This window comes from Xanthobacter versatilis (assembly GCF_043193975.1).
Lineage (GTDB): Bacteria > Pseudomonadota > Alphaproteobacteria > Rhizobiales > Xanthobacteraceae > Xanthobacter > Xanthobacter autotrophicus_E.
Genome location: NZ_JBAFVB010000001.1, coordinates 376406 through 392863, shown reverse-complemented (window position 1 = coordinate 392863; position 16458 = coordinate 376406). Strand labels below are relative to the sequence as shown.

The following is a 16458-nucleotide window of genomic DNA, read 5'->3' as shown; positions in this document are numbered from 1 at the left end:
CGATCCAACACCACCCCTCGACCCGCCCCAAACCTTCGGAACCATGCCGCCCATGGCTGAACGCCCAAGCAACGCCCACCTCACCGCCTTCGCCCGGGGCCTGATCTCGCCGGCGCCGGTGCGGTTTCTCGCGCTGCTGGCCCTGTGCGGGGCCTATATCCAGGGCGGCCTCACCAAGGCTCTGGACTTCAACGGCGCGCTGGCGGAGATGGCCCATTTCGGGCTCACTCCGCAGGCGCCGTTCGCCGTGGCCGTGATCGTGCTGGAGCTGGGCGCCTCGGCCCTCATCCTCAGCGGCCGGCTGCGCTGGCTGGGGGCGCTGGGGCTGGCGGGCTTCACGGTGCTGGCCGCCCTCCTCGCCAACCGCTTCTGGGCCATGCCGCCGCCGGAGCGCACCATGGCCGCCAACGCCTTCTTCGAGCATCTGGGCCTGGCCGGCGCCTTCGTGCTGGTGGCGTGGTACGATCTTGTCCACGGCGCCTCCAACGGGACCGGCCAGCACGGGAGAGACCTGTGAGCGACCACACCCACGGCGCGCCATCTGCCACCCCTCCGGCAGCCCCGCAGCCCGCAGCCGGCGGCGCCTTCGCGCCGTTGCGGCGGCCGGTGTTCGCCGTGCTGTGGGGCGCCACCGTGCTGGGCAATACCGGCAGCTTCATGCGCGACGTGGCGAGCGCCTGGATCGTCACCGATTTGTCCGCCTCCCCGGCGGCGGTGGGCATGGTGCAGGCCGCCGCCATGCTGCCGGTGTTCCTGCTCGCCATTCCCGCCGGCGTGCTCTCCGACATCCTCGACCGCCGCCGCTTCCTCATCGGCATCCAGATCGGCCTCGGGCTGGTGAGCGCGGCGCTGATGCTGCTGTCCATGAGCGGGCTGATGACCGTGTCGTCGCTGGTGGCGCTCACCTTCCTCGGCGGCGTGGGCGCGGCGCTGATGGCGCCCACCTGGCAATCCATCGTGCCGGAGCTGGTGCCGCGTCCCGAGCTGAAGAGCGCTGTGGCGCTCAACTCGCTGGGCATCAACATCGCCCGTTCCATCGGCCCGGCGGTGGGCGGCCTGCTGCTGGCATCCTTCGGCGCGGCGGTGACCTATGGGGCGGACGTGGCGAGCTACGTGCTCGTCATCGCCGCCCTGTGGTGGTGGCGCCGGGACGCCGGCGCGCAGGATGAATTATCCGAGCGCTTCACCGGCGCCTTCCGCGCCGGCCTGCGCTATGCCCGCGCCAGCCGCGAGCTGCATGTGGTGCTGCTACGCGCGGTGTTCTTCTTCTTCTTCGCCAGCGCCGTATGGGCGCTGCTGCCCCTGGTGGCGCGGGAGCTGCTGAAGGGCGACGCCGCCTATTACGGCGTGCTGCTGGGGTCGGTGGGAGCGGGCGCCATCGGCGGCGCCCTGCTGCTGCCGCGCCTGCGGGCCTTCGCCACCGCCGATGGGCTGGTGCTGGGCGCCGCCTTCGTCACCGCCGCCGCCACCGCGAGCCTTGCCTTCGCCCCGCCGCGCTGGCTCGCCCTGGTGGTGCTGCTGGCCATGGGCGGGGCGTGGATCATCGCGCTGACCACCCTCAACGCCACCGCCCAGTCGATCCTGCCCAACTGGGTGCGCGGGCGGGCGCTGGCGGTCTATCTCACCGCCTTCAACGGCGCCATGGCCTGCGGCAGCATCAGCTGGGGCCTGGTGGCGCAGCAGATCGGGCTGCCGGGGGCGCTGCTGGTGTCCGGCGCCGGCCTCGTGGTGGCCGGTCTCATCCTGCACCGGGTGAAGCTGCCGGCCGGGGAGGCCGACCTCACCCCTGCCATGCACTGGCCCGAGCCTCTGCTCGCCGCCCCGGTGGAGAATGACCGCGGCCCGGTGCTCATCCTCATCGAGTATCGCATCGCGCCGGAAGATCACCCGGCCTTCCTCGATGCCCTCTACCGCCTCTCCGCCGCCCGCCGCCGCGACGGCGCCTACAACTGGGGCGTCACCGAGGATGCCGCCGACCCGTCGCTGATGGTGGAGTGGTTCATGGTGGAATCCTGGGCCGAGCACCTGCGCCAGCACCGCCGGGTCTCCCACGCGGATGCCGACGTGCAGGCCGGCGTGCTGAAATTCCACCAGGGCGACGCCCCGCCCCATGCCCGCCACCTGATCGGGGCCGAGCGCCCCGCCCGGGCGACGGGCGGGCATGCCTGAGGGGTGCCGCAGGTCGCGCGACCTGAACCGGGGGGACCACCCGACAGGGAGATCAGACGCCCCTCGTACCGGATAATAACACCACAAAACTGAACCCCTAGCCGAAGCACGACCTTTCGCCCAGAGTTCTCCGGGAATCGCGTGTCGATGGTGGAGAAGGTCATGAATCGCGCGGCCGCCGGTGGAGCCGAACGGCGGCCCGCCATTCCGAGGACCGTGTGGGCGCTGGGTTTCGTCAGCATGTTCATGGACATCTCCTCGGAGATGATCCACGCGCTGCTGCCCCTGTTCCTCACCGCAACGCTGGGGGCAAGCGTGGCGATGGTGGGCCTCATCGAGGGCATCGGCGAATCCACCGCCGCGGTCGTGAAGGTGTTCTCGGGCTATCTGTCCGATCGCCTCGGCCGGCGCAAGCCATTGATCCTGCTTGGCTATGGACTGGGCGCCGCGTCCAAGCCCCTGTTCGCCCTGGCCGGCGCGCCGGGGCTGGTCCTGGCCGCGCGCTTCGCTGACCGCATCGGCAAAGGCATGCGCGGAGCCCCGCGCGATGCCCTCGTCGCCGACGTCACGCCGCCGGAAATCCGCGGTCGCGCCTATGGGCTGCGCCAGGCCCTCGACACCGCCGGCGCCTTCGTCGGCCCGCTGCTCGCCATCGCGCTGATGGCGCTCCTCGCCGACGACATGCGGGCGGTGTTCTGGTTCGCCCTCATCCCGGCGGGGCTGGCCGTGGCGTGCGTGTTGCTGGGGGTGGAGGACCGCGCCAGCCCGCAGGAGGCAGCCGCGCCCCGCCCGCCGGTGCGCCTCGCCGATCTGCGACAGCTCGACCGGGCATTCTGGGGCGTCGTCGCCATCGGCGTGGTGTTCACGCTGGCGCGATTCAGCGAGGCTTTCTTGGTACTTAAAGCCCACGACGAGGGGCTGCCCCTGGCGCTTGCGCCTTTGGTGCTGGTGACCATGAACGCGGTCTATGCGCTGGGCGCCTATCCGGCCGGCGCGTGGTCGGACCATGCCCCGCCGCAGCGCCTGCTACTCGCCGGCATGGGTGTTTTGATCGCCGCCGACCTTCTGCTCGCCTTCGGGCCGGGCCTTGCCGGCACCTTGCTGGGCATCGCCCTGTGGGGTGTCCACATGGCTCTGACCCAAGGCCTTTTCGCCAAGCTCGTGGCGCACAACGCACCGGCTACGCTGCGCGGATCCGCGTTCGGCCTGTTCAATCTCGCCACCGGCATCGCCATGCTCGCAGCCAGCCTCGTGGCCGGCCTGCTCTGGGAAGAGTATGGCGCGGCTGCGACGTTCATCGCCGGTGCGGCACTGGCCTGCATCGCGGCGGCGCTGGTGGCGGGCCTCGGACGTGCAGGGAGGACAAGCACATGATGAATTATGGAATGATGGACGGCGTCGGAGGGGGCATGTGGCTCCTTGGCGTCCTGATCCTCGTACTCGTCGTTCTCGGTATCGCCGCCCTGATCAAGTATCTTGGGCAGTAGTGTATCGGCTTCGACCCCATCCTTCGGCGTGCGCCGCCGGAGGATGGGGTAGGCCGGAAGACCTCAGGTCGGGTTTTCCAGATTGAACTGGCGGGTATGCTCGTCATAGCCGAACAATTCGCCGTAGCGCCCCCAGGTGATGAGGGCGCGCAGGGTGTTTTCCGCGAAGTCTTCGGACATATAGTCTTCCAATTCCTCGGAAAAGCGCGTGAACGGCGCCTTGTGGCTGGGCCGCTCGTCCAGCACCCGGCGGATGAGTGCCGCCAGCGGCACGTAGGCCAGGAGATGCTCTGCGAACAGGCGCTTGCGCGCATCCACGTCGAGATCCACGAACCGCCGCCCGGCCTCGGTCAGGGTCACGTCGCCCGCCTCCAGCTCGGCGAAGCGCATGAGCTGGAGCGTCTCGACGATGGGGAACAGCTCGTCCACCTCCATCTGCAGGGTGGCGGCGAGGTCCGGCAGGTCGGCCTTCCCGGCGTAGGGCGGCGCGGCCAGCGCCTCCATCAGGCCGGAGATGAGGTTGGTCGAGATGTGCGGCAGCGCCATGCCGATGCCGGTGCCCGGCAAGGCGCCTTCGCCCTTGCGCGCCTCCTTCTCCGCCGGGGTCCGCTGGGTCATGCGGCCGTAGATGTCATCCACGATGGCGCGGAACACGGGGTCGAGCCGCGAGCGCGGATGCGGCAGGTCGATCCTGATCTCCGCCGCTACCCGCCCGGGATTGGAGGAGAAGATGAGGATGCGGTCGCACATCAGCACCGCCTCCTCGATATTGTGGGTGACCATGAGGATGGATTTGATGGGCAGCCGGCCCTCGATCCACAGGTCGATGAGGTCGGTGCGCAAAGTCTCGGCGGTCAGCACGTCCAGAGCCGAGAAGGGCTCGTCCATCAGCATCAGGCGCGGATGCACCACCAGCGCGCGGGCAAAGCCCACGCGCTGGCGCATGCCGCCCGACAGTTCCTTGGGATAGGCGCTCTCGAAGCCGTCGAGGCCGATGAGGTCGATGGCCTCGATGGCGCGGCGACGCCGCTCCGCCGCCGGCACGCCGATGGCTTCCAGCCCCACCTCCACATTCTCCAGCACGGTGAGCCAGGGGAACAGCGCGAAGCTCTGGAACACCATGGACAGGCCCTCGCTGGGGCCGGTCACAGGCTTGCCGCGCCACTCCACGCGGCCCGAGGTGGGTTTCACCAGTCCGGAAATGATGCGCAGGAGCGTGGACTTGCCCGAGCCGGAGCGGCCGAGCAGGCCCACCACCTCGCCCTCGCGGATGGCGAGGGACACGTCGTCCAGCACCACGAGGTCGGCATTGTCGCCCTTGGCATAGACCTGCCGCACGCCCGAGGCGTTGACGAGGAAGGCGCCTTCGGTTGCGGGGCGCGGCGCGGCCCGATCGATCACAGCCATTGTTTCCTCCTTCAGTCGAGGCGCAGGCGACGGCCGGCGAACGTGAACATGGGGCGCCACAGCAGGCGGTTGAAAAAGATGACGAAGATGGACATCACCGCCACCCCGAGCACGATGCGCGGATAATCGCCGGCGGCGGTCGCATCGGCGATGTAGGCGCCCACCCCGTGAGCCCTCAGCGTGGTGTCGCCCCAGCTCGCCACCTCGGCGACGATGGAGGCGTTCCACGACCCGCCGCTCGCGGTGATGGCGCCGGTGACGTAATAGGGAAAGATCCCCGGCAGCATCACCTTGCGCCACCAGTTCCAGCCGCGGATGCGGAAGGTGGAGGCGGCTTCCTTCAGGTCGTTGGGAAAGGCGCTCGCCCCGGCCACCACATTGAACAGGATGTACCACTGGGTGCCGAGCACCATCAGCGGCGACAGCCAGATGTCCGGGTCCAGCCCCAGCCGCACGATGGCCACCACCGCGAACGGGAAGATGATGTTGGCCGGGAAGGCGGCGAGGAACTGGGCCAGCGGCTGGACCCTTTGGGCCCAGCGCGGCCGCAGCCCGATCCACACCCCGATGGGCACCCAGATCAGGGTCGCCAGCGCGATCAGCACGATCACCCGGATCATGGTCAGAACGCCGAGGCCGAATACCTGGGTCACCTCTGGTAGGGTCAGCTCGGTGCCGACGAAGGCAACGATCACATAAAGCGCGTAGCCGGCCACGGCGAACACCAGCGCCAGCCAGATGCCCTCCGCCCAAGGGCTGGCCCAGGCGCCCTCCACGGCGCGGCGGGTGTCCTGCGACACCGGCGTGGAGAAGGACAGGCGCTGGCGCGGCACCGCCGCCAGCATGGCGCCCAAGGGCTGCAGCACGCGCTGGAACAGATAAGTGCGGCGGGCGGCGGACAACAGCCAGGAGCGCGGCGCCGCGCCGCTGGCGGAGGTCTCCACCCGGAACTTGTCGGCCCACGCCACCAGCGGGCGGAACAGCAGCTGGTCATAGAGCAGGATCACCGCCAGCATGGCGAGCACCGCCCAGCCCACGGCGGCGAGGTTCTGCTCCTTGATGGCGAGCGCCACATAGGAGCCGACGCCCGGCAGGGTGATGGTGGTGTCGCCCACCGAGATGGCCTCGGAGGCCACCACGAAGAACCAGCCCCCCGACATGGACATCATGGTGTTCCACACCAGCCCCGGCATGGAGAACGGCACTTCCAGCCGCCAGAAGCGCTGCCAGCCGGAAAGGCGGAAGCTGCGGGTGGCCTCGTCGAGGTCGCGCGGCACCGTCTTCAGCGACTGGTAGAAGCTGAAGGTCATGTTCCAGGCCTGGCTGGTGAAGATGGCGAAGATGGCCGCCAGCTCCACCCCCAGCACCCGGCCGGGGAACAGGGACATGAACCCCACCACGGTGAAGGACAGGAAGCCCAGCACCGGCACCGACTGGAGGATGTCCAGCATGGGCACCAGCACCATCTCCGCCCGCCGGCTTTTCGCCGCCAGCGCGCCGTAGGCGAAGGTGAAGACCAGCGAGGCCACGATGGCCGCCAGCATGCGCATGGTGGTGCGCAGCGCGTACTCCGGCAGCATGGCCGGATCGAGCGAGACCGGCGCAAGGTCGAGCGCGGCCAGTGGCGCCAGTGTCTCCTTGCCGCCGTGGACCATGAGAATGAGCCCGCCGAACAGCAGGCCGAAGGCGAGCGCGTCCCAGAGGTTCGGCGCGAACGTGCGCCGGCGGCCCGCTTCCAGGGCCGGGTGATGCATCGACATGATCAAGGATCCGATTTCGGCGTGAGGGTTCGGCCGGCCGGAGCACGTCGGGTCCGCCCCTGACGGCGCGGACCCGAGCGGAATGCTCGACGTGTTGGGTTCTCAACGTCCTGGGCTCGAAGCGCTCGCCCCCGCGTTACCCGAGAGGTGGTCGCGGCGGGACGGCGCATTCGATCACGGCCACTTGCACGGCCACGTGCGCAGCCACAAGGCGCCGCACGCGGCGGCGTCAGCGCCGACTTCGGTCCTGCCCCGATGCGCTGGTCCGGCAGGTGCGATGCCTGCGGAACAGGGGCTTGTGCAAAGGCTGTGTGCGGAAAGGAAGCGTCCGCATGGGTTCACCTTTCATCCCGGAGCCTGCGGCGGCGGGAGGACGAACCGGACGCGAAAGGTCAGGTCCGTGCCGCTGCGAGCAGGCTCGAGCTAGATCGACTGGAACTGTCCATCAGAGGAACGACTTTCGATTGACCGGCACGGGGCCGTCGCGCCCGCCTATCGCGCCGCGAAACGGCGAGGTCAAGGCCTTTTTGCAACGCGGCAACACGCCTGCGCGAGCCGCCGCAAGGGCAGCTGAAGACATCGTTGCGCGCGCTCGCAATCCTGCGCCCCTGCGGCAACGCGGCACCAACCTGACGGTGTACATACCCACTTGGCGTATCGACGCGGTCCCGGTACGCCGCTATTGTCCCGTTGTTTTCTGGGAAATGGTTCTCTCGGCCTGTGTAACTGGCCGCGGGGCGACAAAAGGCCGGCCTGAGCGCTGTCCGGATCGGATCCAGCCCATGGCCGGGGTGCCCCCCTGGAGCATGCCGGCGGATCGCCCGGCGGCCTCCTGAGCGGACGACAAGGAGCGGACCCGATGGATTTCGATCCGGTGACCCTCGCGCGTATTCAGTTCGCCTTCACGGTCTCCTTCCACGTCATCTTCCCGGCCTTCACCATCGGGCTTTCCGCCTTCATCGCGACGCTGGAACTGATCTGGCTGAAGACCGGCCGCGACGTGTACCATCGCCTTGCACGGTTCTGGACCAAGATCTTCGCCGTGTCCTTCGCCATGGGCGTGGTGTCCGGCATCGTGCTGTCCTACCAGTTCGGCACCAACTGGAGCCGCTATGCCGAGTTCGTGGGCTCGGTGGTGGCGCCGCTCATCGGCTTCGAGGTGCTGACCGCCTTCTTCCTGGAGGCGACCTTCCTCGGCATCATGCTGTTCGGCTGGAACCGGGTGCCGCCGTGGCTGCATGTGCTGTCGTGCTGCGTGGTCGCGTTCGGCACCTTCATGTCGGCTTTCTGGATCCTTTCCGCCAACAGCTGGATGCAGACCCCCGCCGGCTTCGAGCTGCGCGACGGCGTCGCCTACCCGCTGGACTGGCTGAAGATCATCTTCAACCCGAGCTTCCACTGGCGCCTGCCCCACATGCTGCTGGCGGCCTATCTCACCACCTCGCTGGTGGTTCTGTCGGTGGGCGCGCGCTACCTGCTGGCCGGCAAGTTCCCTGAGGAATCGCGGGTGATGATGGTGATGGGCATCGGCATGCTCGCCATCGTCGGCCCCATCCAGGCGTTCGTGGGCGACAGCCACGGCCTCAACACCGCCCACTACCAGCCGGCCAAGATCGCCGCCGTCGAGGCCCATTGGGACAGCAAGGAGCCGGCGCCCCTGGTGCTGTTCGCCTGGCCCGACGAGAAGGCGGAGAAGAACCTCTTTGAGATCTCCATCCCGCGCGGCGCCTCGCTGATGATCACCCACAGCCTGGACGGCCTGTTCCCGGGACTGAAGGACTTCGCCCCGCAGGACCGGCCGCCGGTGCTCGGCCCGTTCTTCGGTTTCCGCGCCATGGTGGGCGTGGGCGTGGTGATGATCCTCCTCGGCTGGATCGGCGCGTGGCTGATCTACCGGGATGAGGAGACAATCACCCGCTGGTATCTGCGCCTGTGTTCCTGGGCTTGGCCTCTGGGCTTCATCGCTATCCTGTCGGGCTGGATCGTCACCGAGCAGGGCCGCCAGCCCTGGGTGGTGGACGGCCTGCTGCGCACCGAGGACGCCATGTCGCCCCTCGCGGGCTGGACCGTGGCGCTGACACTGGTGCTGTTCCTCATCGTCTACGGCATCATCTTCGCCACCGGCCTCTATTTCATGAACCGCCTCATCGTGCGCGGTCCCGGTGGCACGATGATCGAGCCGCCGAGCACCGAGCGGCCCACCAGCCCCATGGCCGCCGCCCACGGCGAAGGCCAGATGACTCCCGGCACCTGAAACATCGTCCCGTCAACCGACGCGTGAGAGGATACAAGCCATGGAATGGTATCTCCCCGTCATATGGGGCGGCATCATCGGTGTCGCGGTCATCATGTACGTGGTGCTCGACGGCTTCGACCTGGGCATCGGCATCCTGTTTCCGTTCGCCAAGGAAGAGCGCGAGCGCGACACCATGATGAACACGGTGGCGCCGTTCTGGGACGGCAACGAGACCTGGCTCATCCTCGGCGGCGGCGGCCTGTGGGTCGCCTTCCCCAAGGCCTATGCGGTGGTGATGCCGGCGCTCTACCTGCCCGTCATCATCATGCTGCTCGCTTTGGTGTTCCGCGGCGTCGCCTTCGAGTTTCGATGGGTCGCCTTGACCAGCCGGCGCTGGTGGAATGCCGCCTTCGCCGGCGGATCGCTGGTGGCGGCCTTCGCCCAGGGGGTGGTCCTGGGCGGGCTGGTGCAGGGCATCACCGTGAAGAACGGCGCCTTTGCCGGCGGCCCGCTGGATTGGGCGACGCCGTTTGCCGCCCTGTGCGGCATCGGCGTGGTGCTGGGCTATGCGCTGCTGGGCTCCACCTGGCTGCTCATCAAGACCGATGGCGTAGTGGCCGAGCGCGCCCGCGCCCACGCCATTCCCCTGCTTTTGGCGGTGATGGCCATGATGGCGGTGGTCAGCCTGTGGACCCCCATCGCGTTCGACCGCATCGCCACCCGCTGGTTCTCGCGGCCCAACATCTTCTTCCTCGCACCGGTGCCCGTCATCACCGTGCTGGTCGCCCTGGCGGTGCTGCACTGGCTGAAATCCGGGCGGGAAATGCTGCCATTCTTCGGCACCGTGGGGCTGTTCGTGCTCGGCTTCCTGGGCCTTGCCATCTCCACCTTCCCCTATCTGGTGCCGCCGAGCCTCACCGTGTGGCAGACCGCCGCCGCCGCGCCGAGCCAGATCCTGATGCTGTTCGGCGTCATCTTCCTGCTGCCGGTGGTGCTGGGCTACATCGTGTTCGTCTACTGGATCTTCCGCGGCAAGGTCCGCGAGGGCGAGGGCTACCACTGACCGGCTTGTCCTGAGGACTGCACTGAAGGATCTGCACTGAGGGACGCGCACCCCTCAGTCCGCCTCCTCCAGCTCCCCGGGGGCTGGAAACAGGCCAAGCTGCTGCTCACGCACCGGCGCGAACGACCGACGGTGGTGCAGGCATGGCCCGTGGGCCTTCAGCGCCGCGCCATGCTCCCGGGTGCCATAGCCCATGTGGCGCTCGAACCCGTAGGCGGGAAAGGCGGCGCCGACACCCGCCATCAACCGGTCGCGCACCACCTTGGCCACGATGGACGCCGCCGCGATGGAAGCGACGAGCCCGTCACCCCCCACGATGGCCTCCACCTCGCAGTCGACCCGCGGCGGATCATTTCCGTCCACGAGAAGGAACGCCGGCCGGCACGGCAGGCCCCGCACCGCGTTCGCGAGCGCCCAGAGCGTCGCCTGGCGGATGTTGTCCCGGTCGATGCGCTCCGGCGGGGCGAGGGCAATGGCGACTTCGGCGGTGGCGCAGATCTCCAGATAAAGCGACTCGCGTTTTGCCCGCGTCAGCTTCTTCGAATCATCGAGCCCCTGCGGCACCCGCGCCGGATCCAGCACCACGGCCGCCGCCACCACCGGGCCTGCAAGCGGGCCCCGACCCACCTCGTCGGCACCGGCGACGGGGGCGCGCCCGTCGGCGTAGAGCGCGCGCTCACGTGTGAAGTCGAGGCCCACCCAGCCTGTCGTGACCGCCCCCGCCTTCGGCGGCCGGCCGCGTGGCCTTGGCAGCGCGGGATCGGGCTCAGCGGGCTGAGGAGGGGCTTTCGGACGCGGCGCCATGGAGAAGACAAACCCTGATCTGAGGGTGAACCGGGCCACCTTCGGTCGATGCGCGGCCCTGGCGTCTTGATACCATGGAACCCGGCGACGGGCTGGGCATTGCTCCTGTCACGATGTAAGCCCATGTTCGAGACGGCGTTCAAGGCGACCCTCGGGAGCCCGGACGCGATCTGGTCAAGGCCGGAAAGCCTGTGCGGGAGGCGCGCGATGCGTTGGGACGATTTCCGCTCCAGCGATAATGTGGAAGACCGGCGGGGCGACGGCGGTGGCGGTGGCGGCTTCCAGATGCCGGGCGGCCGGGGCGGCCTCGGCATCGGCACCATCATCATCGTGGGCATCGTCGGCTGGGCGCTGGGCATCAATCCGGCCCTGCTCATCGGCGGGCTGGAAGCCATCAACGGCATGGGCAGCGGCAGCGCCCCGCAGCAGCAGGCCGCGCCGCGCACCGCGCCCCAGGGCGCACCCAAGGATGAGCTCGGCCGATTCGCCGCCGCCGTGCTGGCCCAGACCGAGGATGTGTGGACCGAGCTGTTCCGCGCCGATGGCAAGACCTATCAGGATCCCAAGCTGGTGCTGTTCTCCGGCGCCACGCGCTCGGCCTGCGGCGGCGCCCAGTCGGCCATGGGGCCGTTCTATTGTCCGCTCGACCAGAAGGTCTATCTGGACCTCTCCTTCTTCCAGGAGATGAAGACCCGCTTCAAGGCGCCGGGCGACTTCGCCGCCGCCTATGTCATCGCCCACGAGGTGGGCCACCATGTGGAAAACCTCATCGGCATCCTGCCCAAGGTGCAGCAGGCGCAGGCGCGCGCCTCATCGCGGGCGGAGGCGAACAACCTGTCCGTCCGCGTGGAGCTGATGGCCGATTGCCTCGCCGGGGTGTGGGCCTACCACGCCAATGCCCGCTTCCGCATTCTGGAGCCCGGCGATGTGGAGGAGGCGCTGAACGCCGCCACAGCCATCGGCGACGACCGGCTACAGAAGCAGTCGCAAGGTTATGCGGTGCCCGACAGCTTCACCCACGGCACCTCGCAGCAGCGGGTGAACTGGTTCACGCGCGGGCTGAAGGGCGGCTCCATGCAGCAATGCAATACCTTCTCAGGGGCGATCTGAACCGGCCTGCGTCAGGACCAGCCGGCATATCCTTCCCAGTTGCCGTCGCATTCGTGCGACGGGAGCGGCTTGCGTCACTCTCAGGGCACCGAGAGCATCCCCTCATTGAGCGGGCGCCCGGTTGCAACCCTCTTGCATTAAATCGATAAAACCCGCACCAATTTGCCTGTGTCGGACCCGTGGGCATGCACCTGCGGGCCGGCCGGTTCCGGCGCACCGCTCCCGAGACGAGGAGCCGGGCCCCGGCGAGGAAACGCCATGGACTTCACGCACCTCGCGGACGAGGTCTCGAACCAGCCGCCGCCCTACGGCGACATCAATCTCGCCGCCGGAGACCCCGCCCTCGCCGCCGCGTCCGAGCGGGCCGGCATGAACGGCGGCGCCTTTGCCTTCGGCGGCCAATGGGGCGGCTCGGACCAGCTTGCCCTCGGCCGCCTGGCCAATGAGAACCCGCCGGAGTTGCACAGTCACGACCCCCAGGGCCGGCGTTGCGACGTGGTGGAATTCCACCCCGCCTATCACGCCTTGATGGCGCAAAGCATGGATGCGGGGCTCCACTGTTCCAGCTGGGATGGCCCGGCGCGACCGGCCGAGGCGCGGCGCGGCAATGCCCAGCGCGCGACCCGGCTCTATGTGGTGAGCCAGGTGGAGGCGGGCCACGTCTGCCCGCTCACCATGACCCACGCCGCCCCCGCAAGCCTTGCCGCGGCACCGGAGCTGCTGCGCGATTTCCTGCCCCGCATCCGCGCCCGCAACTATGACGGCCGCTTCGTGCCGTTCTGGGAGAAGGCCTCCGTCACCATCGGCATGAGCATGACGGAGCGGCAGGGCGGCACGGACGTACGCTCCAACACCACCCAGGCCGTGCCCATCGGCGGTAGCGAATACGAGATCACCGGCGCCAAGTGGTTCCTCTCGGCCCCCATGAGCGACGCCTTCCTGGTGCTGGCGCAGGCGCCCGGCGGCCTCACCGCCTTCCTGATGCCCCGCTTCCGGCCAGACGGCAGCGTCAACGGGGTCCGCCTCACCCGGCTCAAGCGCAAGCTCGGCAACCGCTCCAACGCCTCCTGCGAAGTGGAGTTCGAGCGCGCCTTCGCCTGGCGGGTGGGCGAGGAGGGGCGCGGCATACCCACCATCATCGGCATGGTGCAGATGACGCGGCTGGACTGCGCCGTCTCCTCCGCCGGCCTGATGCGCGCGGCGTTGGCGCGGGCGCTGCACCATGCCCGCCATCGTACCGCGTTCCAGAAGAAGCTTGTGGACCAGCCGGCCATGGCCATGGTGCTGGCCGACCTCGCGCTCGACCAGGAAGCCTTCGCCGCCCTCGCCTTCCGACTCGCCCTGAGCTTCGACGAAGCGAACGGCTCCGGCACCGAGGCCGCCCATGCCCGGGTGCTGACGCCGGTGGCGAAATTCGCCGTGTGCAAGGCGGCGCCGGCCTTCATCGCCGAGACCATGGAGGTGCTGGGCGGTAACGGCTACGTGGAGGACTGCGCCCTGCCGCGCCTCTATCGCGAGGCGCCGGTCAACGCCATCTGGGAAGGCTCGGGCAATGTGATGGCGCTGGACCTCGCCCGCGTCGCCTTCCGTGAGCCGGATCTGGTGCAGGCGATTCTCGCCAACCTCAAGGAGCGCACGCGCGGCCTGCCCGGCGCCGCCAGCACGGCGGAAACCGTATCCCGGTGCCTTCAGTCCGGCGACCGCGAGGCCCACGCACGGCGCGCCGCCGAGGCTCTGGCCCTGCTGGCTGCGGCAGCCGCTCTCGCCGAATCGGCACCGACCGCGGTGACGGAAGCCTTTGCCGCCACGCGCCTTGCCACGGCACGGGGCATCTACGGCGCCAACGCCATCGATGCCGTGCGCGACCTCATGCTCGAACGGACGCTTGGCGCGTGAGGGGGCTGGGCCTCTCCTGTGGCGCGCTGCTGCCGGGCGCTGCTGCCCCGGGCTGTTGTCGCGCGCTCTTGCCATGTGCTCTTTCCGCTCGCTCTTGCCTCCTGCGGCCAAGCATGCGAAGGACGGCCGATCGCACAGCGCCGCCGCGGGGAACCCCTTCGCGCGGGCTGTTCGGCGTCGGCCATTGAAACCTCTTGCAGCCTTCGCTATAGGGGCCGACAACTCATTTCCGAAGGGGCCATGCGGCCAGCCCTCGGCCCTGAACGCAGACCTTGCATGATGCCCAAGGGCAGGATGCGCGGGCCGGCGGCGAGCAGAGCGGCCGAGCACACGAGAGGCGTCAGTCCATGTCTTCGACGTTCGACACGGTGGCCAACATCATCGCGGAAACCTGCGATATTCCGCGGGACACCATCACGCCGGACAGCCACGCCATCGACGATCTGGGCATCGACAGCCTCGACTTCCTGGATATCGCGTTCGCCATCGACAAGGCGTTCGGCATCAAGCTGCCGCTCGAGCAGTGGACCCAGGAAGTCAACGACGGCAAGGCCACCACCGAGCAGTATTTCGTGCTCAAGAACCTTTGCGCCCGCATCGACGAGTTGGTCGCTGCGAAGGCCGCGTGAGGCGCCTAGATGCGTCCTGAAGTCTTCAAGATGATCGACCGGGTCGTGTCCATCGACCCGTCGCTTCAGAAGATCCACTGCCAGGGACTGGTGCCGGAAGAGAGCTCCATCTTCGAGGGGCACTTTCCCGGCTATCCCATCATGCCCGGCGTGCTGCTCATCGAGGCCATGGCCCAGACCACCGGCTGGCTGGTGCTCGCCCGCAACCGCTTCAACAAGATGCCCTTCCTCGCCACCGTCAAGGAGGCGAAGCTGCGCACCTTCGTGCTGCCGGGGCAGAATCTGGATCTTTATTCCGAAATCCTCCACGATGGCTCGGGCTTCGTCGTGGCGAAGACCCAGGCCACGCTTGAAGGCAAGCCCATCTGCTCCGCCGAGCTCACCTTCCGCGTGCTCCCCTGGCCGGAAGGCAAGATGAAGCCCGTGGTGATGAAGGTGGCCGAGCACGTCTCCTTCCCCCTTGCGGACTTTGCCGATGCCTGACGTGAACGCTGGCCGGCGCCGGATCCACCGCGACGTGTGGATCACCGGCATCGGCCTCGTCTCCTCCCTCGGGGAGGGGCTGGACGCCCATTGGGAAGCGCTCGCGTCTGGCGCCGCGCCGGTGACCGACGCCACCACCTACGCGCCCTACGTGGTCCACCCGCTGGTCAAGGTGAACTTCGACACCCAGATCCCCAAGAAGGGCGACCAGCGGCAGATGGAGCCCTGGCAGCGCATCGGCACCTATGCGGCCGGCCTTGCGCTCGACTCGGCGGGGATCGCCAAGAATACCGAGATCCTGTCCAAGACCGACATGATCGTGGCGGCGGGCGGCGGCGAGCGCGATTTCGCCGTGGACGCCGCCATCCTCAACGATCTTGCCACCTCCAACGACGCCGGACGGCTGCTCAACGAGCGCCTGCTGTCGGACCTGCGGCCCACCCTGTCGCTGGCCCAGCTCTCCAACCTTCTGGCGGGCAACATTTCCATCGTGCACGGCGTCACCGGCTCCTCGCGCACCTTCATGGGTGAGGAGAGCGCCGGGGTGGACGCGACGCGCGTCGCCTATTCGCGCATTGCCGCCGGCCAAAGCGAGATCGCCCTCGTGGGCGGCGCCTACAATGCCGAGCGCGAGGACACCCTGCTCCTCAACGACCTCGACGATTTCTGCCTGAAGGGCGAGCTGAAGCCGGTGTTCGCCGCGCCGGGCATCGCCTCCGGCTCCATGGGCGCATTCCTGGTGCTCGAATCGCCGGAGCACGCCACGGTGCGCGGGGCCAAGCCCATTGCCAAGCTGTCCGGCGTGTGGTCGGAGCGGGCGAAGCGCGCGGTGGAAGGCGCAGTCGCCGAAAAGGTGGCCGCGCTTCTGTCCACCGCCGGAACACCGGCCGGAACCGCTGTCATTTCCGGCGCCACGGGGGCCCATGACGCCACCGAGGCCGAACGTGCGGCCCTGGCCGCCTCCGGCCTGCCGGTGCGGGCGGTGGCGAACCGTCTGGGCCACGGCTTCGAGGCGCAGTTCATCGCCGGCCTGGCGCTGGCCGCCCTCGCGGTGTCGAAGGGCGCCCTGTTCCCGCCGTCCGCCGGCGATCCGCTGGAGCAGGCGGGCGACGCCGCCGAGCGCATCGTGGTGACCCAGGTCGGACACTGGCGCGGCGAAGGCGCGGGCCTGGTGGAGAAGGCGTGAGGCTCGACCGGGGCGCCTGTTGCTCCATGGGTTTTGCGACGCGCTCGACCGGCTGTCCTTTCGCCATCGTCCCGGCGTTCCCAGGCGACGACAGGACGGGACAAGGCGCCGCCGCATTGTTCTTTGCGCCGCCTTCGGCTTATTTTCCGGACCCGCCGGCACGGACGTTCGCGCAGCCGCAGTTTGCGCGAGGCCGGGGGACACCATGGACGGCGCCTGGGGCGGGCG

At 68.8% G+C, this 16458-nt stretch carries 13 protein-coding genes; 10 read left to right on the top strand and 3 right to left on the bottom strand.

Annotation, left to right across the window (positions count from 1 at the left end; translation table 11 throughout):
- Positions 1–52 precede the first annotated feature (52 nt).
- From V5F66_RS01650 to V5F66_RS01640, 3 genes are all read left to right on the top strand, one after another.
- A complete protein-coding gene (locus V5F66_RS01650) occupies positions 53–517 on the top strand; it encodes a DoxX family protein (RefSeq protein ID WP_049775876.1) in 465 nt (154 codons plus the stop codon).
- Positions 514–2169 (top strand): MFS transporter, encoded by a 1656-nt coding sequence (locus V5F66_RS01645; protein WP_394006484.1) that lies wholly within the window; start codon positions 514–516, stop codon positions 2167–2169. Before V5F66_RS01650 ends, V5F66_RS01645 begins: the two co-directional genes overlap by 4 nt.
- Before the next feature lie 162 nt (positions 2170–2331).
- Positions 2332–3543 (top strand): MFS transporter, encoded by a 1212-nt coding sequence (locus V5F66_RS01640; RefSeq protein WP_394093069.1) that lies wholly within the window; start codon positions 2332–2334, stop codon positions 3541–3543.
- A 176-nt stretch (positions 3544–3719) separates the two neighbouring features.
- Here V5F66_RS01640 and V5F66_RS01635 read toward each other — a convergent pair whose 3' ends face one another.
- Positions 3720–5063, bottom strand: a complete 1344-nt coding sequence (locus tag V5F66_RS01635; RefSeq protein WP_394093068.1) for an ABC transporter ATP-binding protein — start codon at positions 5061–5063, stop codon at positions 3720–3722.
- A gap of 11 nt (positions 5064–5074) precedes the next feature.
- Positions 5075–6823, bottom strand: coding sequence for an ABC transporter permease (locus V5F66_RS01630; RefSeq protein ID WP_394093067.1), 1749 nt, complete (start codon positions 6821–6823; stop codon positions 5075–5077).
- Positions 6824–7682: 859 nt separating this feature from the next.
- Here V5F66_RS01630 and V5F66_RS01625 point away from each other — a divergent pair.
- Positions 7683–9077, top strand: coding sequence for a cytochrome ubiquinol oxidase subunit I (locus V5F66_RS01625; protein WP_012113288.1), 1395 nt, complete (start codon positions 7683–7685; stop codon positions 9075–9077).
- A 40-nt stretch (positions 9078–9117) separates the two neighbouring features.
- Positions 9118–10122 (top strand): cytochrome d ubiquinol oxidase subunit II, encoded by a 1005-nt coding sequence (cydB, locus tag V5F66_RS01620; protein WP_012113287.1) that lies wholly within the window; start codon positions 9118–9120, stop codon positions 10120–10122.
- A gap of 54 nt (positions 10123–10176) precedes the next feature.
- On the opposite strand, the gene V5F66_RS01615 is transcribed toward cydB, so the two are convergent.
- Positions 10177–10926 (bottom strand): ribonuclease HII, encoded by a 750-nt coding sequence (locus V5F66_RS01615; protein WP_394006476.1) that lies wholly within the window; start codon positions 10924–10926, stop codon positions 10177–10179.
- 207 nt (positions 10927–11133) lie between these two features.
- On the opposite strand from V5F66_RS01615, the gene ypfJ reads away from it, so the two are divergent.
- The 5 genes from ypfJ (at position 11134) to V5F66_RS01590 (ending at position 16230) form a co-directional block, all read left to right on the top strand.
- The gene (ypfJ, locus tag V5F66_RS01610; protein ID WP_394006474.1) at positions 11134–12036 is read left to right on the top strand and encodes a KPN_02809 family neutral zinc metallopeptidase; all 903 of its coding nucleotides are present in this window, start codon (positions 11134–11136) and stop codon (positions 12034–12036) included.
- Positions 12037–12294: 258 nt separating this feature from the next.
- Positions 12295–13932 carry an acyl-CoA dehydrogenase family protein gene (locus V5F66_RS01605; RefSeq protein ID WP_394093066.1) on the top strand — a complete coding sequence of 546 codons (1638 nt, stop codon included), beginning with the start codon at positions 12295–12297 and terminating at the stop codon, positions 13930–13932.
- Positions 13933–14279: 347 nt separating this feature from the next.
- Complete coding sequence (locus tag V5F66_RS01600; protein ID WP_012113283.1) at positions 14280–14561, top strand: acyl carrier protein; 282 nt, start codon at positions 14280–14282, stop codon at positions 14559–14561.
- Positions 14562–14570: 9 nt separating this feature from the next.
- The gene (locus V5F66_RS01595; protein WP_394093065.1) at positions 14571–15044 is read left to right on the top strand and encodes a 3-hydroxyacyl-ACP dehydratase FabZ family protein; all 474 of its coding nucleotides are present in this window, start codon (positions 14571–14573) and stop codon (positions 15042–15044) included.
- Entirely contained in the window at positions 15037–16230 is a 1194-nt protein-coding gene (locus V5F66_RS01590; RefSeq protein WP_394050225.1) for a beta-ketoacyl-ACP synthase, read from the top strand. Before V5F66_RS01595 ends, V5F66_RS01590 begins: the two co-directional genes overlap by 8 nt.
- Positions 16231–16458: the final 228 nt, after the last annotated feature.

Bases quoted from the DNA above. Each gene is read 5' to 3' on its own strand.
- V5F66_RS01650 (WP_049775876.1), top strand. From the start codon at position 53: ATGGCTGAACGCCCAAGCAACGCCCACCTCACCGCCTTCGCCCGGGGC.
- V5F66_RS01640 (WP_394093069.1), top strand. From the start codon at position 2,332: ATGAATCGCGCGGCCGCCGGTGGAGCCGAACGGCGGCCCGCCATTCCG.
- V5F66_RS01635 (WP_394093068.1), bottom strand. From the start codon at position 5,063: ATGGCTGTGATCGATCGGGCCGCGCCGCGCCCCGCAACCGAAGGCGCC.
- V5F66_RS01630 (WP_394093067.1), bottom strand. From the start codon at position 6,823: ATGTCGATGCATCACCCGGCCCTGGAAGCGGGCCGCCGGCGCACGTTC.
- V5F66_RS01625 (WP_012113288.1), top strand. From the start codon at position 7,683: ATGGATTTCGATCCGGTGACCCTCGCGCGTATTCAGTTCGCCTTCACG.
- cydB (WP_012113287.1), top strand. From the start codon at position 9,118: ATGGAATGGTATCTCCCCGTCATATGGGGCGGCATCATCGGTGTCGCG.
- V5F66_RS01615 (WP_394006476.1), bottom strand. From the start codon at position 10,926: ATGGCGCCGCGTCCGAAAGCCCCTCCTCAGCCCGCTGAGCCCGATCCC.
- ypfJ (WP_394006474.1), top strand. From the start codon at position 11,134: ATGCGTTGGGACGATTTCCGCTCCAGCGATAATGTGGAAGACCGGCGG.
- V5F66_RS01605 (WP_394093066.1), top strand. From the start codon at position 12,295: ATGGACTTCACGCACCTCGCGGACGAGGTCTCGAACCAGCCGCCGCCC.
- V5F66_RS01600 (WP_012113283.1), top strand. From the start codon at position 14,280: ATGTCTTCGACGTTCGACACGGTGGCCAACATCATCGCGGAAACCTGC.
- V5F66_RS01595 (WP_394093065.1), top strand. From the start codon at position 14,571: ATGCGTCCTGAAGTCTTCAAGATGATCGACCGGGTCGTGTCCATCGAC.
- V5F66_RS01590 (WP_394050225.1), top strand. From the start codon at position 15,037: ATGCCTGACGTGAACGCTGGCCGGCGCCGGATCCACCGCGACGTGTGG.